This is a genomic window from Ensifer sp. NPDC090286, assembly GCF_044769565.1.
Lineage (GTDB): Bacteria > Pseudomonadota > Alphaproteobacteria > Rhizobiales > Rhizobiaceae > Ensifer.
On the sequence record NZ_JBIVYF010000002.1, the window covers coordinates 173,976 to 194,002 of the forward strand.

The following is a 20,027-nucleotide window of genomic DNA, read 5'->3' on the forward strand; positions in this document are numbered from 1 at the left end:
TCATTCCGCCGCAATCAGCAGGCTCTTGAGCGCGATGAACAACGCGCCGCCGTCCATGCGCACCGGTATGGTGCGCACCGCGCCTTCGTCCGCCCCGAGCGCCTTGCCGGTTTCGAGCGAGATCGCCCAATTGTGCAAGGGGCAGGTCACGGCCTTTGCGTGGACGATGCCTTGCGACAGCGGTCCGCCTTTGTGCGGGCAATGGTCCTCGATGGCGAAGACCTCGTTTTCGGCGGTGCGGAAGACGGCGATCTTGCCCTGAGGCGTCTTAACGCAGCGCGCGCCTCTGAGCGGAATATCCGAGATGTCCCCGATCGGGTGCCAGGTCATGTCCATCATTTCACTCCGCAGCTTGGGGGTAGCCGACCGTCGCCATCGGCCGGAACTCGTGTTTGTCCTTGCCGGAGACGCGCTCCGACCAGGGGTCGACCTGGGCAAATTTCTGGCTAAAGACGAAGCGGTCGTAGTAGGCCTTGCGCTTGTCCGTATCGTCCATGATCTGGCGACGGATCTCGTCGAGCCCGATGCGTTTCGCCCACTTGTAGATGCGCTCGAGATAACGCGCCTGCTCGCGGTACATCTGCGTCAGCGCCACGATATGCGCCAGCGCCTCGTCTTCGGTCTTCACCTGGCCCAGGACCTCGGTGCCCTTGATGTCGAGCCCGGCTGCACCGGCGAAATGGATCTCGAAACCGCTATCGACGCAGATGACGCCGATGTCCTTGCAGGTGGCCTCCGCGCAATTGCGCGGACAGCCGGAGACCGCCATCTTCAGCTTGGCGGGCGTCCAGGAACCCCACATGAACTTTTCGATGCGAATGCCGAGACCGGTGGAATCCTGCGTGCCGAAGCGGCACCAATCCGAGCCGACGCAGGTCTTCACCGTGCGCAGACCCTTGGCATAGGCCTGGCCGGAGATGAAACCGGCCTTGCCGAGATCGGCCCAGACCGCGGGCAGATCTTCCTTTTCGATGCCGAGCAGGTCGATGCGTTGGCCGCCCGTCACCTTAACCAGCGGAATCTCGAACTTGTCGACCACGTCGGCAATCGCCCGCAGCTCGCCGGAATTGGTGACTCCACCCCACATGCGCGGAACGACGGAATAGGTGCCGTCCTTCTGGATATTGGCGTGAACGCGCTCGTTGATGAAGCGCGATTGGTAATCGTCGGCATATTCGTCGGGGAAGTCGCAGACGAGGTAGTAGTTCAGCGCCGGGCGGCACTTGGCGCAGCCGCAGGAGGTCTTCCATTCCAGTTCCTGCATGACCGCCGGAATGGACTTCAGACTCTTGGCCTTGATCAGCCGGCGCACGTCGTCGTGGCCGAGATCGGTGCAGCCGCACATCGGCTGGACGGCGGCCGGACTGTAGCTCTCGCCGAGCGTCAGCGTCATCAGCTTTTCGACAAGGCCGGTGCATGAGCCACAGGAGGCGGATGCCTTGGTATGGGCGCGCACCTCGTCGAGTGACGTCAGGCCCTTGTCGGCAATCGTCGAGACGATCTTACCTTTGCAAACGCCGTTGCAGCCGCAGATTTCCGCATCATCCGGCAAGGCTGCAACGGCCGCCATAGGGTCCAGCGGAGCGCCCCCCTGGAAGGCCTGGCCGAAGATCAGGGTCTGGCGCATCTCGGAGACATCGGTCTCCTTCTTCTTCAGGTCGTTGAACCAGGCACCGTCGGAGGTTTCGCCATAGAGCACCGTGCCGATGATGCGGTTTCCCTTCAGCACCACCCGCTTGTAGACGCCGGCCGTGGCGTCGCGCAGCACGATCTCCTCGCGGTCGTCGCCGTCGGCAAAGTCGCCGAGCGAGAAAAGCTCGATTCCGGTGACCTTGAGCTTGGTCGGCGTGTCGGAATGCACGAAGGAGGCGGAGCGGTCGCCGGCCAGATGGGAGGCCGCGACACGGGCCATCTCGTAAAGCGGCGCGACGAGGCCATAGACCATGCCGCCCACTTCCGCACATTCGCCAAGCGCCCAGATGCGGCCATCCGAGGTCTGCATGCCCTGGTCGACGACGATGCCGCGGTTGATCGCAAGGCCGGCCTCCTTCGCAAGGCCGACGCTCGGCCGGATGCCGACGGCCATGACGACGAGCGTTGCCGGAATGATGCGACCGTCGTCGAGCTCGATGCCCTCGACCCTGCCGTTGCCGACGATCGCCTTGGTGTTGGCCTTGCAGATGATCTTGATGCCGCGGCCTTCCAGTTCCTTCTCAAGGAGGTAGCCGGCGGCCGGGTCGAGCTGACGGTCCATCAGCGTCGGCATCACGTGAAGAACGGTGACATCCATGCCGCGGCCGGCAAGGCCGGCGGCGGCTTCAAGGCCGAGCAGGCCGCCGCCGATGACGACGGCCTTTTCGCGTGACTGGGCGGCGAGCAGCATGGCCTGCACGTCATCGAGATCGCGATAGGTGATGACGCCGGGCAGGTCCTTGCCGGGCACCGGCAGGATGAAGGGCACGGAACCGGTGGCGATCACCAGCTTGTCATAGCTCTCGGTCACACCATGGTCGGAAGTCACGGTTTGGGCATCGCGGTCGATCGCAACGATGCGGTGGCCCTTGTAGAGCGTGATGCCGTGCTTGATGTACCAGCCGTCGCCGTGGATGATGATCTCTTCATATTCCTTTTCGCCCGACAGCACCGGCGAAAGCATGATGCGGTCGTAGTTGACGCGCGGTTCGGCGTTGAAAATGGTTACCTCGTAGCGGTCAGGCGCCTTGTCCAGCAGATGCTCCAGCATGCGCCCCGGCGCCATGCCATTGCCGATGATGACGAGTTTCTCTGTCATGGTCTGTCCTTGTCTGTTTATGCGGCTGCAGCCGTCGGCAGGGTGGGCGCACGGCGCTCCATCTGGCGGATCGAGAGATGCATCCACAGCAGCGATGCGACGACGACGGCAAAGAGAAGCAGGAAGCAGCTCGACCAGAGGCCGGTTGCATCCTTGAGCAGGCCGAAGGCGATCGGCAGCACGAAGCCCCCGAGCCCGCCCACCATGCCGACGATGCCGCCGACCGCGCCGACATTGTCCGGGTAATAGGCCGGGATGTGCTTGTAGACGGCGGCCTTGCCGAGGCTCATGACGAAGCCGAGCACGAAGACCGTGACGATGAAGACGGCAGGCGTGATGCCGAAGCTGTGGCCTTCGCCGGCGGCCGGCAGCGACAGGATCAGCGTTGCCACCGCCGAGATGCCGAGCATCCAGTACATGACGCTGCGTGCGCCCTTGCGGTCGGAAAGCATGCCGCCGAAGGCGCGGAAGACGCTGCCGGGGATGGAGTAGGCGGCGGCGACCATGCCGGCCACGGCGATATCGAAGCCATAGACGCCGACGAGATAACGCGGCAGCCAGAGCGAGAGGGCAACGAAACCGCCGAAGGCGAAGAAATAGTAGAGCGAGAAGCGCCAGACCTGCGCATTCTTCAGCGGCGCAAACTCCTGGAGCAGGCTGCGCTTCGGCGTCTGGCGCTCGCGGCGGCTGCGGAAGGCCGGATCGTCGCTGGTCGTGAACCAGAAGACGAGTGCCGTCACTACGAGTGCTGCCGCCCAGATCTCGGCAACCGTCTGCCAGCCCCAGGCGATGAGGACGAAGGGCGCGACGAATTTCGTCAGCGCAGCGCCGACATTCCCGGCGCCGAAGATGCCAAGCGCCGTACCCTGTTTTTCCGGCGGGAAGAAGGGCGAGACATAGGCGACGCCGACGGCGAACGAGCCGCCGGCAAGGCCGATGCCGAGGCCGGCGAGCAGCATCTGCGGATAGGTCGTGGCGTAGGTGAGCAGAAAGGTCGCAAGGGCCGCGGCCAGCATGGTGAGCGTGTAGACGAGGCGCCCGCCATAGCGCCCGGTCCAGACGCCGAGCAGGATGCGCACCAGCGAGCCGGTGAGGATCGGCGTGCCGACCAGCAGGCCGAACTGCGCTTCGGTCAGCGCGAGGTCCTGCTTGATGCGGATGCCGATGATCGCAAAGATCGTCCAGACGGCGAAACAGATGGTGAAGGCAAAAGTGGACATCCACAAAGCCTTGGCGGGTTCGCTGGCGGATAAAGGCTGCTTGTTCTCAGACATGGCTTCTCCGAGGCCCGACAAGGTCGTGCCGCTCCATCTTGGGGGTGAAAAACAAAAAGCCGCTGGCCAGGTATGCCCGACACGGTTTGCCCCGTGTGCGCAGTCCTGATCAGCGGCTTTGCTGGTAGGGCGCCCGTCGTTGGACGCCGATCTCTTGGCCCGAGGGCCTGCAATAAGAAAAGCAATCAGCGTGCCAGTTTTGGCAAGCTATTGATCTAAAAGAAAAAGTGGATTTGTCGGCCTGGTGTCATCCCGGCGGATGACATTCCTTGGTGCAGTGCGAAGCCATTTTTTGTGCAATGCGCATAAATTAGGCGTCGCGCATTCAGTCCGCAGACTGGGCCGCGATATAGGCATCGAGGTCGTCGGGATCGAAGCGTCCACCGTCGAAGAAGCCATCGGGCCCAAGCGTCAGGGCGCCCGAGGATCCAACCGGGGTTTCCACGGTCAAGGCGCCTTCCACCTTGGCGCTTGCCGACGGCATGGCGATACCAAGGTGCTTCAGGGCGGCGCGGTAGATGTCCGGGCGATAGGTTTCCGCGGCGATGCGCTGGCGTTCTGCCGTATGCTCGATCTGCCGCCAGCGCACCATCTGGGTGTAGAACCAGAGGGCATGGCTCTTCCAGGGGAAGGTCGCTGCCTTGGCGTTCGGAACGAAGAAGTCCCTGACGGCCCGGACCTTACCGCCGCCGACCGGCAGGTTGCCTTTGAGGGCGGGAAGAAGCAGTTCGGCGTCGCGCCCCACATAAGCAGGCCTTGCCAGAAGGGTCGCGAGTACCTCGTGGTTGTCCGGGCGGGCGCACCAAATTGACGCCTGGTGAAGCGCCACGAGCAAGGCGGCCATCGCCTCCGGGTTGGCTTGCCCCCACCGGGCGTTGACGCCAAGAACCTTTTCCGGGCTCGACCGCCAGATCGCTGCCTTGACCGTGGCGAGATGCGCGCCGCGGCGAAGCACGCCGAAGGTGTTCCAGGGCTCGCCGGCGCAATAGCCGTCGATCACGCCTTCGGCGAGCGCATCGCCCATATCGGGCGGCGGCAGCACGACGATCTCGATATCACGATCAGGATCGATGCCGCTCGCTGCCAGCCAGTAGCGCAGTTCGTAATTGTGCCCGGAATAGGGGTGCACGACGGCAAAGCGCAGAGGCACGCCCGCATGGGTATCGATCACCTTGCGCAGGGCTGCACCGTTCGCGCGCGCATCGAGATCCGTGGTCGCGCCGTTTTCCGCCATCCTTTGCCAGAGCGCCGGAGACACCGTCACCGCATTGCCGCCCAGACCCAGCGCCATCGGCACGATCATTTCAGGCGCCGGCACATTGAGACCGAGATTTCCGGCGATCGGCATCGGACCGAGAATATGCGCGACTTCGACATGGCGAACCGCAAGCCGGTCGCGGATACTGGCCCAGGAGCGTTCGCGCAAAAGGGTAAGGTCGATCCCCTGTTCCTCGGCAAAGCCCATCTCGCGGGCAACGACGAGCAGCGCACTGTCGAGCAGCGGCACGAAACCGGCGGTGATGGCGTGGCGCGTCGTCATTCCTTTCCTCCCGGATCGAGCAGGCTGGCGGCGGTAACGAGGCTTTGGGCGATCTCGACGATCTTGCGGTTCTGGTTCATCGCCGTCCGCCGCAGCAGCGCATAGGCCTCTTCTTCGGAAAGCCCCCGCGAGCGCATCAGCAGCCCCTTGGCGCGATCGATCACCTTGCGGTTTTCCAGTTCGCCGCGTGTCTCCTCCAGTTCGCGGTTGAGGCGGGAGAAGGCGTTGAAGCGGCTGATCGCCATCTTCAGGATGGGGCGCACCCGTTCCTGCTTCAGGCCGTCAACGATGTAGGCAGAGACCCCGGCTTCGACCGCTGCCTCGATGGAGGCCTCGTCGGACTTGTCGACGAACATGGCGATAGGGCGCCTGACCGCGCGCGAAAGCTGGAACATGCTCTCCAGCATGTCGCGGTTCGGGTTTTCGAGATCGATGACGATGACGTCGGGATTGAGATCGGCGATGCGTCGCGCAAGACCATGCATGTTGTCGATGACGGTCACCTGGTCATAGCCCGCGTCGCGCAGCCCGTCCTCGATGATCGCGGCGCGGATGCGGTTCTCGTCGATAACCAGGACGTTTAGTTTGCTGTGCTGCATGCCACGACCGCATTCTGACCAAGCTTGACCTGCCGTGTCGGCTCTTTTTGCAATGCAGCATGGCCGGTCCGAAAGCAAGGGCGATCTTTCGGATGGCGCTCACGCACAGCCGGGACTGCAACAATCGGCGGCGAAGATCGGCTTTGCCGCGGCGCGAAGGCCGCGCCGCGGCAATGAGGAGGTCAAGCAATTCCGCGGTCCGTGGAAGTGCAGACAGAACGCATTTCAGGCTGCAATGAGTTCGTCAGCTGGGCCGAAGAATTCGTAGTGGACCCGCTCGCTGGAAACGCCTTCCCGGGCAAGAGCCGGGACGAGCGCCCGAAGGAACGGTTTGGGACCACAGAGATAGAATTCGGCATTGGCGATGGGCGTGTGGTTGCGAAGCCATTCCGCCGTGATGAAGCCATCGAAGTCGTGCGACAGCCCCACAGCATCCCCGTTCGCCGGCGCGCTATAAAAGCTGCTGATCGTGATCTTGCCATGGGCATCGGCGAGTTCGCGAACATGCCGATCCATGGCATGCGTGCCGCTGTTCAGCGCGCCGTGGACGAAGTGCGCCTCGAGGTTTGGATGTTCCTCGGCGATCGTCTCGAGAATGCTAACCATGGGCGTCAGGCCGACGCCACCCGACAGCAATACGACCGGTGCCGCCGGCGCGTCGGGGAGGAAGAAGTCGCCAGCCGGCGGAGTCGCGCTCAAGACCGTGCCGACGGTTGCCTGATCGTGGAGATATCGCGATCCGCCTTGCCCCTGCGCTTCGCGCTTCACGGAGATGCGGTAGAAGCTGTCGTTTGGGCCGCTGGAGATCGAGTAGTTGCGCTTGATTTCCAGGCCATTGTCCAGTTGGAAGCGAAACGTCAGATATTGCCCGGGTCTGTGGCGTACGACGCGACCGCCGTCCTTGGGTTTCAGGATAAACGAGGTGACGACGTCGCTTTCGCGAACTTTCGAGGCGATGACGAAATCTCTCCAGCCGTTCCATCCGCCCGAGCGCGCCATCAGCTCGTCGCGGATGGTGGCTTCGCGCTCCTTGAGAATGTCGGCCAGGAACCAATAGGCCTCGCCCCATGCGTTCAGGAGCTCAGGGGTCGCCGCAGTTCCGAGCACATCCTCGACGGCGGCGAGAAGAGCCTTGGCAACAAAGGGATAGTGCTCAGGAAGGATGTGGTAGCCGATATGCTTTTGGGCGATCCGTTCGACCACCGGGCCAAGCACGCCGAGATTATCGATATTCTGCGCATAGGCGAGAATGGCGGCCGCAAGCGCGTTCACCTGTGAACCGCCCTCGCCCTGGTTGGCGTGGTTGAACAGCGCGCGGATGTGATCGTCTTGGAAGAGGCGGGCATACATGCTCTTCGTGATGTCCGCTCCATGGGCCGCGAGCGCCGGAGCGCTGGCCTTCACGATCTGGACAGTCTCGGGGGAGAGTGGTTTCGGCATGATCTTTCCTTTCGGTGGGGTATCAGTGGGGGCAGGTTGGTGATCTTGGAAATGCGACCGGCAATTCGATGGGCCGGTGATCGGGGGGTGTGTCCCAGTCCCTCGCGGCAACGCATCCCGCGCTCGAAATCCTGCTAATGCGGGCTTCGCAGTAGAAGTCTTCGACGATCATTCTGATCTCAGTTCCGACTGCCGTTCGCGCGGTCATCGCAAATGACCCTTAAAGAGGTATCTGAAATGCATCTATTCGCTCGCGATCAAAGATGCTAATCAAATGCATGTATTTTGAACGGACTTTTTGACGCAGACCCGCGATGAGGCTCACGAAATATACCGATTATGCGATGCGCCTGATGATCTATCTGGGCTCACAGCCGGCGGGGCTCAGCTCCATCCGGGGGATATCCGATACCTTCTCGGTCTCGCAGAACCATATGATGAAAGTGGTTCAAGACCTTGCGAATGCGGGGTTTCTGGAGGCCGTGCGCGGCCGCAATGGCGGTATCAGGCTTGCAAGGGCTGCAAACGAAATCAATCTCGGCGCTCTTCTTCGCCACACGGAGGAACTGTCGGATCTGATCGACTGCCGCGGTTGCCGCATCGCACCCGCCTGCAGCCTGCCGTCCGTCCTTTCGGAAGCCACAGCCGCATTCGTCGCAGTCTTCGACAAATACACGCTCGCGGATCTCGTTGAAAAGCGCTCGACGCTCGGCGCGCTCCTCGGTCTTAGCGCGGCTGTGCCGAGCGAAGACTGCACCCTGTGACGAAGGGGTTTGCGGCTTGCGCGCGCTAGGTCGCTAGTCGCTCAAGGCGTCAGATCGGCAGCAGCGCGTCCGGCTTGACGTCGCCGACCGAGGCGTAGGTGTGCGTCTCCCGGACGCCGGGGAGGGGCAGGATGACCCGTTCGAGAAAATCCTGGAACAGCGACATGTCGGCAATGCGCGCCTTAACCAGATAGTCGAAGCCGCCGATCACCATGTGGCATTCCAGAACTTCCGGCGCCTTTGCAACCGCCTCGGAGAAGCGCTCGAAGATATGCGGGGCGGTATGGTCGAGGCGCACCTGGATGAAGACGACGGTGCCCCGGCCGATCTTCTTCGGATCGAGGATCGCGCGCACAGCCTTCACATAACCCTCGCGGAAGAGGCGCTTGACGCGCTGACTGGCGCCAGTCGGCGACAGGCCCACCCGGCCTGCCAGCTCAAGCGTGGTGCGCCGGCCGTCTTCCTGAAGCAACCTCAGCAAGGTTCTGTCGATGGTGTCCAGACCTGGAATTTCATTCTTCACGCAAAACGATCCTCAACAGAGTGAATCTCACTCACTGGAGCTGCAATCAGCATATTCAGACGCACTGAATGCGGCAATACCATGCGTATGTCGCAGGCGGAGAATGAGGGGTAATCGCCATGGCTGCAAGCGCTGATGATATGACGTTCGACGAGAGTGCCAGTCGCCGGCGGCTCGCTATCCTCGCAGGGTTGGCGGTCGTCGCCATCACCACCGTTCAGTTTGTCGCCGCAAGGTTCAGTCTGCGCGCGCATCTGACGCCGGCCGACATTGTCAGCCTGCGGTTCTCGGGCGCTGCCCTTGCGTTCCTGCCGGTGCTCCTGGGGATCGGCATACCGAGGCTGAGCCGACTCGGCTGGCGGAAGGCCGCTGTGTTGGCGCTGTTGACGGGGCTGCCTTACCCGCTGATCATCAATCAGGGACTGGCTCTTGCGCCAGCGGCCCATGCGGCCGCGCTCTCTCCAGCCGTAATCGTCTTCTTCTCGTTCCTGTTCTCGCGCATCGTCTTCAAGGACAGGGTCTCCGGCGTGCGCCTTGCCGGTATCGCCACGGTCATTGCCGGCCTTCTGGTGTTCGTCGTCCAGTCCGGCGTTGGGGACGGGGAAACGCTGCGCGGCGATCTGTTGTTTGCCGTATCAGGGGTCATGTTCGCGGCCTATGCGGTGCTGGTGCGGCTATGGTCCGTCGATGCGGTCACGGCGACGATTGCCGTCGTCTTCTTCTCCTGCCTGCCATTGCCCTTGCTGCACATCCTGGCGCCGAGCGGATTTGCCACCGCTTCGTTCGCCGAGATTGCCACGCAGTTTGTGATCCAGGGCTTCTTCGCCGGAGCGCTCGCGAGTGTTCTCTACACCTATGTCATCCGTCAATTGGGCCCTCAGCCTGCCTCGCTGTTCATGCCGTGCGTCCCGGTGACGACGACCGCCGCGGGCGTCGTCGTTCTCGGTGAAGTCCCGACGCTGCTTCAGGTCGTCGCCATCGCTGTCATCACGTTCGGAATGGTCTTCCCGATCCTGAAAAGGACGTAGCCCGGGCCAATGGCTGGCCTACTTCTGCGCCTGTTCGGCCGGCATCGGTTTGACCGGTGCGCCCGGGAAAATCTTCTGCAGGTTTCCGGCGATCACCTGGTCGCCCTCCGAAACCCCTGACGTCAGGCCGATGAGGTCGCCGCTCGTCGGCCCGAGAGTGACGAGCCGCTGCTCGACGGTTTCCCCCTTGCCGACGACATAGATGTACTTGCCGAGTTGGCTTGAGCCGAGCGCCGTTTCCGGCACCATCAGCACGTTCGTTTCGTCGCGGATCTTCACCCGGACGCGAACGTATTGGCCGGGCAGCAAAGAGAGATCGGTGTTGTCGATGGTCACACGGGCGACGACCGTTCCGGTGTTGCCCTCGACCGTGTTGTTAATGAAGCTGAGCTCGCCGCGATAGCGCGGTTCCTTGTCGCCGGGCAGAAGCACTTCCGCCTCGACCTTGCCCTTTGCCCGTGCCTTCTGGATGTCGGCGAGTTCCGTTTCGCTCGGGTTGAAGGAGACATAGATCGGCGAAAGCTGCACGAGATTGTTGAGGGGCGTTCCCGCGGTGTTGCTGACGAGCGTTCCCTCCGGCGCCTGGTCGCGGCCGAGACGGCCGGCAAAAGGCGCGCGGATTTCGGTGTAGTCGAAGTTGATCTCGGCGGTTCGCACGGCCGCCCGCGACATGGCAAGTGCGGCCTCGGCCTGATGCACCGCGCTCTGGCGCTGGTCAAAGCTGTCCTTGTCGAGATAGCCCGTCGTGGCGAGTTCGTTGCCGCGGTTGAGGTTGGAGCGCAGATAGGCGAGAGACGCCTCGTCGCGCTCGACCTGGGCCTTCGCCTGATCGAGCGCTGCGCCATAGTCGCGCGCGTCGATCCTGTAGAGCAGGTCGCCTTCCTTCACGTCCGAGCCGTCGGGTGCCGCCTGCGCTTCGATATAGCCCGTGATCTTGGCGCGCAGCGTCACGTTACGGATCGCTTCGGTGCGCGCCGAATAATCGAGATAGATGGGAATGGTTTTCTTGACGACCGAGGCGACGGGAACGGGCATGGCCTGCTGCGGCGGCCCCACCGCCGCGCCGGCGTCACCGCCCTTCAGCTCGAAGCCGCCGTTCTTGTAGTGATAGGCCGCAGCAAGGGCAGCGACCACGACCACTGCGGCAAGGACCAGTCTCGAACCACGCATGTCAGGCTCCAATACCTATTCCGCCGCCTCCGGCTCGTGACGCTGGCCGATCGGTTGCGAGGACGTGCCCTCGCGCCATTTTTCGATGACTGCGTAGAAGACCGGGACGAAAATGAGTGTGAGGATCGTTGCCGCCAGCATGCCGCCGAAGACGGTGGTGCCGATCGACTGGCGGCTGGCGGCGCCGGCGCCTCTGGCATACATCAGCGGCAGCACGCCGAGGATGAAGGCAAAGGCCGTCATCAGGATCGGCCGCAGTCGCAGCCGCGCCGCTTCCGCAGCGGCGGCGACCACGTCGAGCCCTTCCTCGCGCCGGCGTCTTGCGAACTCGACGATCAGGATGGCGTTCTTGGCGGCAAGTCCGACCAGCATCACGAAACCGATCTGCGAATAGACGTCGATCTGCATACCGCGCAGCCACAGCGCCGAGAGCGCGCCCAGGAGCGCAAGCGGCACCGAAAGCAGCACCATGAAAGGCATCGACCAGCTTTCATACTGAGCGGCCAGGATCAGGAAGCAGAAGACGAGGGCGAGCGCAAAGACGAGCGCGGCGATCGAGCCTGCCCGGATCTCCTGATAGGTAATGCCGGTCCATTCGAATGTGTAGTCCCTGGGCAGCGTCGTTTTTGCCACGCGCTCCATCGCCGCCACCGCCTGGCTCGAGCTGAAGCCGGGCGCTGCCGCGCCGTTGATCAGCGCCGAGGGGTAGTTGTTGTAGTGGGTGATGGTCTCTGGGCCGACCGTCGGCTTGAACGTCCCGAGCGTATTGAGCGGCACCATTTCGCCTTCCGTGTTGCGGACATACAGGCGCGACAGGTCCGTCGCCGAGGCCCGCGCACCCTGGTCTGCCTGCAGCGTCACCCGGAAGGTGCGGCCGAAGATGTTGAAGTCGTTGACATAGAGCGAGCCGAAATAGATCTGCAGCGTGCTGAAGATATCCGGCAGGCTCAGGCCCAGCAGCTTTGCCTTGTCGCGGTCGAGGTCATAGTCGAACTGCGGGCTCGAGGTGCTGAAGGTAGTGAACAGCTGGTAGGGATTAATTTCCGGCTGCTTGCGCGCCTCGGCAATCAGCGCCTGAGTCGCGTCGTTCAGCGCCTCGGCGCTGCGGCCGGCAAGGTCCTCCACCTGGAACTCAAAGCCACCGGTGGCGCCCAGCCCCTGGATCGATGGCGGGTCGAAGGCGAGCACCAGCGCGTCCGGGATCTGCAGCAGTTGCGGCATGACCGCCTCGCGCAGCGCCGAGGCCCCCTGTTCGGGCGGCCGCTCGTCCCATGGCTTCAGCACGGCGAACTGCACGGCCGAGTTCGACTGGGCGGCGAAGGACAGGAAGTTGAAGCCGACGACCGAACCGACGAAATCGACGCCGGCGGTGCTGCGCAGGATCTCTTCCGAACGCCGCGCGACGGCCTCCGTGCGCTCAAGCGAAGCGCCGTCGGGCAGCTGGATGACGACGAAGAAATAGCCTTGGTCTTCGACCGGCAGGAAGGTCGAAGGCATGCGCTGCCATAGCGCGTAGGTCGAGGCGATCGCGGCGAGGAAGACGGCAAACAGCGCCCAGCGCCATCGCACGAGCCCGGCGACGCTGCGCGCGTAACCGTGCGACAGCGCATGAAAGCCGCTGTTGAACCAGCGGAACAGCGCAAAACGCGGCTCGCCCCGATAGCGCAGGAACGCGGCGCTCAGCGCCGGACTGAGGGTCAGCGAATTGAAGGCAGAGAAGGCGACGGAGATCGCGACGGTCAGCGCGAACTGGTTGTAGAGGCTGCCGGCGACGCCAGGAATGAAGGCGACGGGGATGAAGACGGCAAGCAGCACCGCGGTCGTGGCGATGATCGGGCCCGTCACCTCCTGCATCGCCTTTTTGGTGGCCTCGAGCGGCGGCAACCCGGCCTCGAGCTGGCGCTCGACATTTTCGACGACGACGATCGCGTCGTCCACCACAAGCCCGATGGCGAGCACCATGCCGAGCAGGCTCAGCATGTTGAGGGAGAAGCCGAAGAGATACATCACGACCAGCGTCGCGATGAGCGAAACCGGAATGGCGATCGTCGGGATGATCGTCGTGCGCAGGTTCTGCAGGAAGATGAAGACGACGAAGACGACGAGTGCCAGTGCTTCGAGCAGCGTGAACACCACATCCTTCATCGCCGCCGAGACGAAGCGCGTGGTGTCGTAGAACATGTGGTAGGCGATGCCTGCGGGGAAGCGCTGCGACAGCTCGTCCATCTTCGCCTGCACGCGCGCCTGCAGGTCGAGCGCGTTGGAGCCTGGCGCCTGGAAGACGGCAAGCACGACGCTTTCCTTGCCATTGAATGTGACCGACGAGGAATAGAGCAGCGCCCCGAGTTCGATGCGCGCCACATCGCGTAGCCGCGTCGTCGCCCCCGTCGTCTGATCGGCGCGAAGCACGATGTCGCCGAATTGCGACGGGTCGCTCAGGCGTCCAAGCGCGTTGATCTGCATCTCGAAGGGCGTGCCGGCCGGCGCCGGCGATTGCCCGATCTTGCCGCCGGCGACCTGGATGTTCTGCTCGGCAATGACGTTCTGGACGTCGACGGCGGTGATGCCGAGATTGGCCATGCGGTCGGGATCGAGCCAGACGCGCATTGAATAGCGGCGTTCGCCGAACAGCTGGACGTCGCCAACGCCCGGCAGGCGTTTCAGCGGGTCGAGGATCTGCAGGTAGGCGTAGTTGCTGACCGCGGCGAAATCGACCGAATTGTCGGGCGAATCCAGGCTGACGAGCACGGTGAAATTGGGGATCTGCTTGGCGATGGTCACGCCCGTCTGGTTGACGAGGGCCGGAAGCGAGGAAGCAGCCTGCGAGACACGGTTTTGTACGTCGAGCGCGGCGACGTCGATCGGGTAACCCACTTCGAAGGAAATGATGATGCGCGACGACCCGTCGTTCGAGCTGGTCGAGGTCATGTAGAGCATGCCCGGAACGCCGTTGATCTGCTGTTCGAGCGGCGTCGTCACCGTATCGGCGACCACCTGGGCGCTGGCGCCCGGATAGTTTGCGGCAACGACGATCTGCGGCGGCGTGACGTCAGGAAACTGCGAGATCGGCAGCAGGAAATAGCAGATGCCGCCGGCAAGCGTCATGATGATGGCGATCGCCGATGCGAAGATCGGCCGGTGGATGAAGAAGTCGATCATGGGGCCGATCCTTTGGGAGCGCCACCATCGCAGCAGGCAGCGGGGCAGAAACTCGGCATGCATGTGCGCGCCGCGCGGACCTTGCAGTCAGCGACGGTCTCCCCAGCCTTCAGCCCATCCAGCATGCGCATCGTAAGGCTCCAGCACGAGATCATGACGGGCCGGTCCGGCCCTAATCACGACGACCAAATCACGAGCGTTATCGAATTTTAAAAGTCTCTGCGGTGTGCGCTCTGGCTAAAAGACGCCTGACGACCGCGCCCACCGACACTGCGCATAAAAATTTTTCTGCTAGTTACCGCCGCCGTTTCCGGAAGAGCTTTTCGCGGCAGGTGGCTGCGCCACGATATGCCGCGCTGGCGAAAATGTTACTGGTCGGTAACATCGTCGCATGTTATCGACCAATGACAGGGCGTCAAGGGGCAAGATTTTCCGCGCCGTTCACGCCGGGCCACTGCGATGACAACGGATTTGTGCAAACCATCCCGTCGTTCGCCGCGCGATCGCATCGTCGAGGCTGCGCGTGATCTCTTTCGCCGCCGCGGCATTCGCGGCACCGGCGTCGATGCGATCGCTGATGCCGCCGACAGCAACAAGATGACGCTCTACCGCCACTTCAGTTCGAAGGACGATCTGATCGTCGAATGCCTGCGCCATGCGGGCATGGAGATGGATGGCTTCTGGCGCGAACTGGAAGACGAGCACCCGGGCGACGGTCTCGGTCAGCTCAGGGCCTGGGTCCGGCGGATCGCCGAACATCTCGGCGAGGACAAGTGCCAATGTGAGATGATGAGCGCCGCCGCGCAGCTGACCGATGAGGATCACCCGGGACGCGAGGTGATCCGCTTGTTCAAGGATGCGCAGCGCGACCGCGTCGTCGAACTCTGCCGCCGCGCCGGCATCGCCAATGCGGAACTGCTCGGCGACACATTGCTGCTACTGATCGACGGCGCGCGCGCCGCGCAGCAGAGCAGCGGCGCCGAAGGGCCGAGCGCCCGTTTCGCCGAGATCGCCGATGCGGCGATCCTGTCCTTTGCCGGGAATAGCACCGCTTCCAGGTAGCCGCCGTTGCCTACTGCTGGGCCGGCCAGTCGGGGTGATGGCTGTCGATCACGAAGACATGGGTGTGGCGGTGGCCGCTGCCGACGCGCGTCGCGCCGGCAAGATGGGGATGATCGTCCGCCATCGCGTGATGCACGTGCTCGATTTCGTCCGGGTCGGGCGCCAGCCAGAGCCGGGCGGCCGCAGTGATGGCGCCGACGGCGATGAGGCCAAGCGCGACGAAGGCCACTTCGAGACCGGCGGTAGCGCCGAGCCAACCGGCCAGAGGATAGGTGATCAGCCAGCAGGCATGCGAAAGGGCGAACTGGGCGGCAAAGAGCGCGGGCCGGTCTTCGGGCTGGGCGGAGCGGCGGAGCAGCCGGCCGGACGGCGTCTGGGTCAGCGAGTAACCGAGACCAATGGCGAGCCAAAGCGGCAGCAGCGCAGCGAAACTTGGAACGAGCGGGCCGATGAACAGGCCGGCGACGAGGATCGTCGCCCCGGAAAACATCGCGAAGCGGTCGGGTGTCCGGTCGAGCAGGCGTGGCAGCATCAGCGCGGCAATCATCGAACCGCATCCAAAGGCGGCAAGCGCGATCGCCGTGTCGGTCTGGGTGAGGCCGAAGCCCGCCTGAACCAGAACCACCGTGTTGACGATGACCATCGACCCGGCCGCCGAGACTGCGAGGTTGAGCGCGAGCAGGCCCCTGAGTCGCGGTGTGGCGAGATAAATGCGCAAGCCCCGCGTCGTGCGGTCGTAGATCCCGCGCCGTTCCGCCGCCTTCGGGCTTGGCAGCGCGACCGACACGACGAAGGCGGCCGAGGCGAGGAAACCGAATACCGTGCCGGCAAACAGGTCGTGGAAACTGACGACGGTAAGAAGTGCCGCAGCGAGCATCGGGCTTGCGACGCTTTCGAGATCATAGGCAAGCCGCGAGAGCGACAGGGCGCGGGTGTATTCCTTTTCATCCGGCAGCACGTCCGGAATAGTCGCCTGGAAGGTGGGGGTAAAGGCTGCCGAGGCCGACTGCAGCACGAAGATCAGCACATAGACCTGCCAGATCTCGGCCACGAACGGCAGGAACAGCGCGACGGCGGCGCGCACCAGGTCGAGGCTGACGAGCATGGCACGGCGTGGAAGCCGTTCCGCGAAGGCGGCGGCGATCGGCGCCACGCCGACATAGGCGATCATCTTGATCGCAAGCGCCGTCCCGAGCACCGCGCCCGCTTCGGCCCCGGCCAGATCATAGGCGAGAAGCCCGAGCGCGACGGTTGCGAGGCCGGTTCCGATCAGCGCGATCACCTGCGCCAGGAACAGGTGGCGATAGGTGCGGTTTGCGAGGATCTGCAGCATGACGATGGGGGCCTCGCTCGGTAGCGGGTTGCGGCAGCGGGTTTGCTGCTCAGAGATATTTCGTGATCGCCTTGAACTCGTCGATGGAATGGCGCTGCTCGCGTGGGAGCGCGCCTATCGTGTCTTCGAGGCAATGGTCCAGATGATCCTGGATCAGGGTTCGCTTCGCCTGGCTGATTGCCTTTTCCACCGCGTGGAGCTGCTGTGCGATGTCGAGGCAGGGGCGTCCGCCTTCGATCATGGCGATGACGCTCTTCAGGTGCCCTTCCGCGCGTTTCAGCCGCTTGACGATATCAGGATGGGTGTCGTGTCTGTGCTCGGTCATGCAAATATCCTATCCCCCTGGATAGGATATATCAAGAGCACGATTTTCGATGGTTCTGCGATGTCCGACGGCGGGTAGTGCCTTCGTCTGTCGCCGCGCCCGCGAGACACGCGCCGCTACGTTCCTGCACTTGACGCACCTATGCCCCGCGACAGGGCGGGGCATAGGGTTGGTCTGGGGCGGCGTGATCCGGTTCGCCGATGCGCCCGTTTTCAGCTAGAGGCGCACGAGCATCTTGCCGGTGTTGGCGCCCTTGAAGAGGCCGATGAAGGCGTCAGGCGCATTTTCCAGGCCGTCGACGATGGTCTCGCGCAGCTGGATCTTCCTTTCCTTGATCCAGGCGCTCATCTTGCGATCGAACTCCGGAATGAGATCGACATGATCGGAAACGATCAGCCCTTGAAGGCGGATGCGTTTCTCGATTGCCTGGAAGATGTTGCGCGGACCGGCCGCGCCGCCGGCGTTGTAGCCGGTGATCATGCCGCAAAGCACGAAGCGGGCGTGGTCGTTGGCAAGAGCGAGCGCCGCTTCGAGATGAACTCCGCCGACATTGTCGAAGTAAATGTCGATGCCGCCGGGTGCTGCGGTCGCGAGCGCTTCGGTCAGCTCGGACGTTTCGCGATAGTTGATGACGGCATCGACGCCGATCTCGTTTCTGAGCCAGTCGGCCTTGTCCGACGAGCCGACCGAGGCGATCACCCGCAGGCCGCTGAGCTTGGCGATCTGGGCGACGATGCTGCCGACGGCGCCGCTGGCGGCCGAAACGAAGATCGTCTCGCCTGGCCTGGCATTGGCGATCCGTGTCAGCCCCACATAGGCGGTGAGGCCGGGAAAGCCGAGCGCGCCGAGATAGGTCTGGGCCGGAAGATCCGGATCGAGCTTGCGGGCCGTTGCCGCGTCGATGACCGCGTAGTCCCTCCAGCCGGCGAAATGCACGACGGCGTCGCCGACGGAGAAGGCAGGATCGGTGGAGTGTTCGACCACGCCGACGGCTGCGCCATCCATGGCCGCGTCAAGCTGGAACGGCGGAATATAGCTTTTCCGCTCGTCCATGCGGCCCCGCATATAGGGATCGACGGACATCCAGGTGTTGCGGACCAGCAGTTGGCCCGGTTTCGCCTCGTCGAGGCGCCGGCTGGCGATCTCGAAATTTTCTGGGCTCGGAAGTCCGGTCGGGCGGCTCTTCAGGTGAATTTCTCGCGTGACGGTAGACATGGCTTTTTCCTTTGTCGTGTTGCGTTCGGTTGAGAGGGGCGCGTGGGTTCGTTCGCGCGCCGCCGGTGGCGGCGTTCGGTTCGGTGGTGATCGATCGAAGATGAGATCTCGGGGGGCGCCGACCCGTCGCTTTCAGGCCGTCGCCGGCATCAGGTGCGGTTGAGGCGAAGGCTTCCGCTGTCCTTCGGCATAGGCGCGGCCGAGATCGTGGGCGGTCGCAAGATTGCGCAGGCGCGCGGCGCGGTCGCTGCTCTCCACGTCCAGGAACAGGTGCGCCTCGACATTGGCGACGCCACTGAAGTTGAAGATGCCGTGGGCGACCTGGGCGGCCATCGCACTTCCATAGCCGTGCTTCTGGTAAAGCCGGTGGCTGCCGGCGCCGGTGGCGATCAGGCGAACGTGCTTTGCCGAAAGCGGACCGGCGAAACGATCGTCGCTGCCAAAGGCCCAGCCTTTGGTGAAGACGCGATCGATCCAGCCTTTCGTTACGGCCGGCAGCGACCACCAATAGATCGGAAAGGCCAAGAGCAGGAGGTCGGCGCGTTCGATGCGTTGCTGTTCGCGCCTGACGTCTTCCGGCAACGGTCCGCGGTCGCGATAAAAAGCCAGGTCCTTGCGGGTCATGCGCGGGTCGAAACCTTCGGCGGCAAGATCGGCCAGTTCGATGGTTGCGGCCTTCGTTTCGCGGATGCCGGCGACATAGCGGTCGGCCAGGGACTTGGCGAAGGACGGGCCTTCCGGATCGGCTGTGACGAGAAGAATGTTCATGTCGGCCTCGTTTGTCAGTGTTCGTTGGATCTATACAAGCATCTGTCAGGACGATAAAAAAGTTCGAATATTGGCGTCTATCTATCGATTGGTTCGATCAATGCTACGCATATCCCTGGATCAGTGGCGGACCTTCATCGCGGTGGTCGATGCCGGCGGCTTCGCCCAGGCGGCACAGGCGCTGAACAAGTCGCAATCGACCGTCAGCTATGCGGTGCGACAGATCGAGGAGCGGCTCGGCGTCGCCGTCTTCGAGATCGAAGGCCGCAAGGCGCTGCTGACCACGGAGGGGCGCATTCTCTACCGCCGCGGCAGGTCACTGGTCGACGAAGCGACGCGGTTGGAGCGGGCGGCTGAAAACCTCGCCAAGGGCCAGGAGCAGATGCTGAGCCTGGCGGTGGAGGGGCTGTTTCCGACCTGGCTGCTGCTGAGCTGCATCGAACGCTTCGGTGAGGAGGCGCCGGAAACCCGCATCGAACTGCATGAAAGCGTCATGGGCGGAACGGACGAGCTGCTGCTGTCAGGTGCTGTCGACCTGGCGATCTGCGCCGACAACCTGCCGGCAGGCCATACGGGCGAAGTGCTCCTGCGCTACCGGGCGGTTGCCGCCGCCGCCCCCTTCCACCCGCTGCATCAGCTGGGCCGGGAACTCGGCGTCGAGGATCTGAAGGGCCATCGCCATCTGGTGATCCGCGACAGCGGCCTGCAGCGGCAGCGCCCGAGCGTCTGGAACGTGACCGAAAGGCGGCTTACGATCAGCCACAAGGCAACCTCCATTCGCGCCGCCTGCATGGGCATGGGTTTTGCTTGGTATCCGGAGGACTGGATCCGCGAAGAGCTTGCTGCCGGCCAGTTGAAGCCGCTGCCGCTGAAGGAAGGCTCGGAGCGCTGGGGCGCCATGTATCTGGTCTACCCGGATCCGGATGCGGCGGGACCGGGCGCCAAGCGCCTGGGCGAAATCATCCGCCAAGAGGCGCGCGCCTTGGGGCAATAGCCGTCCGCCTCCGCGCCTTTCCGGAATGTGCCCGCCGTTGCC

General features: G+C 63.6%; 17 protein-coding genes. 4 read left to right on the forward strand and 13 right to left on the reverse strand.

The window, feature by feature from the left end; all coding sequences use genetic code 11:
* The 6 genes from nirD to hmpA form a co-directional block, all read right to left on the reverse strand.
* The gene (gene nirD / locus ACIQUG_RS11140) at window positions 1-336 is read right to left on the reverse strand and encodes a nitrite reductase small subunit NirD (RefSeq protein WP_402321087.1); all 336 of its coding nucleotides are present in this window, start codon (window positions 334-336) and stop codon (window positions 1-3) included.
* 4 nt (window positions 337-340) lie between these two features.
* Window positions 341-2,791: a nitrite reductase large subunit NirB gene (nirB, locus tag ACIQUG_RS11145; protein WP_402321090.1), complete on the reverse strand. Its 2,451-nt coding sequence runs from the start codon at window positions 2,789-2,791 to the stop codon at window positions 341-343.
* A 17-nt stretch (window positions 2,792-2,808) separates the two neighbouring features.
* Entirely contained in the window at window positions 2,809-4,065 is a 1,257-nt protein-coding gene (locus tag ACIQUG_RS11150) for a nitrate/nitrite transporter (RefSeq protein WP_402321093.1), read from the reverse strand.
* 325 nt (window positions 4,066-4,390) lie between these two features.
* A complete protein-coding gene (locus ACIQUG_RS11155; protein ID WP_402321096.1) occupies window positions 4,391-5,605 on the reverse strand; it encodes a CmpA/NrtA family ABC transporter substrate-binding protein in 1,215 nt (404 codons plus the stop codon).
* On the reverse strand, window positions 5,602-6,204 hold the full coding sequence (locus ACIQUG_RS11160; protein WP_402321098.1) for an ANTAR domain-containing response regulator: 603 nt from the start codon (window positions 6,202-6,204) through the stop codon (window positions 5,602-5,604). The genes ACIQUG_RS11155 and ACIQUG_RS11160 overlap by 4 nt, the downstream gene beginning before the upstream one ends.
* A 225-nt stretch (window positions 6,205-6,429) precedes the next feature.
* Entirely contained in the window at window positions 6,430-7,644 is a 1,215-nt protein-coding gene (gene hmpA, locus ACIQUG_RS11165; protein ID WP_402321101.1) for an NO-inducible flavohemoprotein, read from the reverse strand.
* A 314-nt stretch (window positions 7,645-7,958) separates the two neighbouring features.
* On the opposite strand from hmpA, the gene ACIQUG_RS11170 reads away from it, so the two are divergent.
* Window positions 7,959-8,408, forward strand: a complete 450-nt coding sequence (locus tag ACIQUG_RS11170; protein ID WP_402321104.1) for an Rrf2 family transcriptional regulator — start codon at window positions 7,959-7,961, stop codon at window positions 8,406-8,408.
* A gap of 49 nt (window positions 8,409-8,457) precedes the next feature.
* On the opposite strand, the gene ACIQUG_RS11175 is transcribed toward ACIQUG_RS11170, so the two are convergent.
* Window positions 8,458-8,919, reverse strand: coding sequence for an Lrp/AsnC family transcriptional regulator (locus ACIQUG_RS11175; RefSeq protein WP_052201531.1), 462 nt, complete (start codon window positions 8,917-8,919; stop codon window positions 8,458-8,460).
* A gap of 131 nt (window positions 8,920-9,050) precedes the next feature.
* Between ACIQUG_RS11175 and ACIQUG_RS11180 the strand changes: the two genes are divergently transcribed.
* Complete coding sequence (locus tag ACIQUG_RS11180; RefSeq protein ID WP_402321107.1) at window positions 9,051-9,959, forward strand: DMT family transporter; 909 nt, start codon at window positions 9,051-9,053, stop codon at window positions 9,957-9,959.
* Between the two features lie 18 nt (window positions 9,960-9,977).
* Here the strand turns inward: ACIQUG_RS11180 and ACIQUG_RS11185 are convergent, their stop codons facing one another.
* Both ACIQUG_RS11185 and ACIQUG_RS11190 read right to left on the reverse strand, forming a co-directional pair.
* Window positions 9,978-11,129, reverse strand: coding sequence for an efflux RND transporter periplasmic adaptor subunit (locus ACIQUG_RS11185; protein ID WP_402321110.1), 1,152 nt, complete (start codon window positions 11,127-11,129; stop codon window positions 9,978-9,980).
* 15 nt (window positions 11,130-11,144) lie between these two features.
* Complete coding sequence (locus ACIQUG_RS11190; RefSeq protein ID WP_402321113.1) at window positions 11,145-14,288, reverse strand: efflux RND transporter permease subunit; 3,144 nt, start codon at window positions 14,286-14,288, stop codon at window positions 11,145-11,147.
* Between the two features lie 459 nt (window positions 14,289-14,747).
* Here ACIQUG_RS11190 and ACIQUG_RS11195 point away from each other — a divergent pair, with 459 nt between their 5' ends.
* Window positions 14,748-15,350: a TetR/AcrR family transcriptional regulator gene (locus ACIQUG_RS11195; RefSeq protein ID WP_402321116.1), complete on the forward strand. Its 603-nt coding sequence runs from the start codon at window positions 14,748-14,750 to the stop codon at window positions 15,348-15,350.
* A 10-nt stretch (window positions 15,351-15,360) separates the two neighbouring features.
* Here ACIQUG_RS11195 and ACIQUG_RS11200 read toward each other — a convergent pair whose 3' ends face one another.
* The 4 genes from ACIQUG_RS11200 to ACIQUG_RS11215 form a co-directional block, all read right to left on the reverse strand.
* A complete protein-coding gene (locus ACIQUG_RS11200) occupies window positions 15,361-16,683 on the reverse strand; it encodes an MFS transporter (protein ID WP_402321118.1) in 1,323 nt (440 codons plus the stop codon).
* A 49-nt stretch (window positions 16,684-16,732) separates the two neighbouring features.
* The gene (locus ACIQUG_RS11205) at window positions 16,733-17,008 is read right to left on the reverse strand and encodes a metal-sensing transcriptional repressor (RefSeq protein WP_192449350.1); all 276 of its coding nucleotides are present in this window, start codon (window positions 17,006-17,008) and stop codon (window positions 16,733-16,735) included.
* Between the two features lie 216 nt (window positions 17,009-17,224).
* Window positions 17,225-18,223: an NADP-dependent oxidoreductase gene (locus tag ACIQUG_RS11210; protein ID WP_402321122.1), complete on the reverse strand. Its 999-nt coding sequence runs from the start codon at window positions 18,221-18,223 to the stop codon at window positions 17,225-17,227.
* A gap of 132 nt (window positions 18,224-18,355) precedes the next feature.
* On the reverse strand, window positions 18,356-18,991 hold the full coding sequence (locus tag ACIQUG_RS11215) for an NAD(P)H-dependent oxidoreductase (protein ID WP_402321125.1): 636 nt from the start codon (window positions 18,989-18,991) through the stop codon (window positions 18,356-18,358).
* A gap of 100 nt (window positions 18,992-19,091) precedes the next feature.
* Here ACIQUG_RS11215 and ACIQUG_RS11220 point away from each other — a divergent pair, with 100 nt between their 5' ends.
* Complete coding sequence (locus ACIQUG_RS11220; RefSeq protein ID WP_402321128.1) at window positions 19,092-19,985, forward strand: LysR family transcriptional regulator; 894 nt, start codon at window positions 19,092-19,094, stop codon at window positions 19,983-19,985.
* The last annotated feature ends 42 nt before the right edge of the window (window positions 19,986-20,027 follow it).

Coding starts and splice junctions, on each gene's coding strand:
- nirD (WP_402321087.1), bottom strand. CDS start 336: ATGGACATGACCTGGCACCCGATCGGGGACATCTCGGATATTCCGCTC.
- nirB (WP_402321090.1), bottom strand. CDS start 2,791: ATGACAGAGAAACTCGTCATCATCGGCAATGGCATGGCGCCGGGGCGC.
- ACIQUG_RS11150 (WP_402321093.1), bottom strand. CDS start 4,065: ATGTCTGAGAACAAGCAGCCTTTATCCGCCAGCGAACCCGCCAAGGCT.
- ACIQUG_RS11155 (WP_402321096.1), bottom strand. CDS start 5,605: ATGACGACGCGCCACGCCATCACCGCCGGTTTCGTGCCGCTGCTCGAC.
- ACIQUG_RS11160 (WP_402321098.1), bottom strand. CDS start 6,204: ATGCAGCACAGCAAACTAAACGTCCTGGTTATCGACGAGAACCGCATC.
- hmpA (WP_402321101.1), bottom strand. CDS start 7,644: ATGCCGAAACCACTCTCCCCCGAGACTGTCCAGATCGTGAAGGCCAGC.
- ACIQUG_RS11170 (WP_402321104.1), top strand. CDS start 7,959: ATGAGGCTCACGAAATATACCGATTATGCGATGCGCCTGATGATCTAT.
- ACIQUG_RS11180 (WP_402321107.1), top strand. CDS start 9,051: ATGGCTGCAAGCGCTGATGATATGACGTTCGACGAGAGTGCCAGTCGC.
- ACIQUG_RS11185 (WP_402321110.1), bottom strand. CDS start 11,129: ATGCGTGGTTCGAGACTGGTCCTTGCCGCAGTGGTCGTGGTCGCTGCC.
- ACIQUG_RS11190 (WP_402321113.1), bottom strand. CDS start 14,288: ATGATCGACTTCTTCATCCACCGGCCGATCTTCGCATCGGCGATCGCC.
- ACIQUG_RS11195 (WP_402321116.1), top strand. CDS start 14,748: ATGACAACGGATTTGTGCAAACCATCCCGTCGTTCGCCGCGCGATCGC.
- ACIQUG_RS11200 (WP_402321118.1), bottom strand. CDS start 16,683: ATGCTGCAGATCCTCGCAAACCGCACCTATCGCCACCTGTTCCTGGCG.
- ACIQUG_RS11205 (WP_192449350.1), bottom strand. CDS start 17,008: ATGACCGAGCACAGACACGACACCCATCCTGATATCGTCAAGCGGCTG.
- ACIQUG_RS11210 (WP_402321122.1), bottom strand. CDS start 18,223: ATGTCTACCGTCACGCGAGAAATTCACCTGAAGAGCCGCCCGACCGGA.
- ACIQUG_RS11215 (WP_402321125.1), bottom strand. CDS start 18,991: ATGAACATTCTTCTCGTCACAGCCGATCCGGAAGGCCCGTCCTTCGCC.
- ACIQUG_RS11220 (WP_402321128.1), top strand. CDS start 19,092: ATGCTACGCATATCCCTGGATCAGTGGCGGACCTTCATCGCGGTGGTC.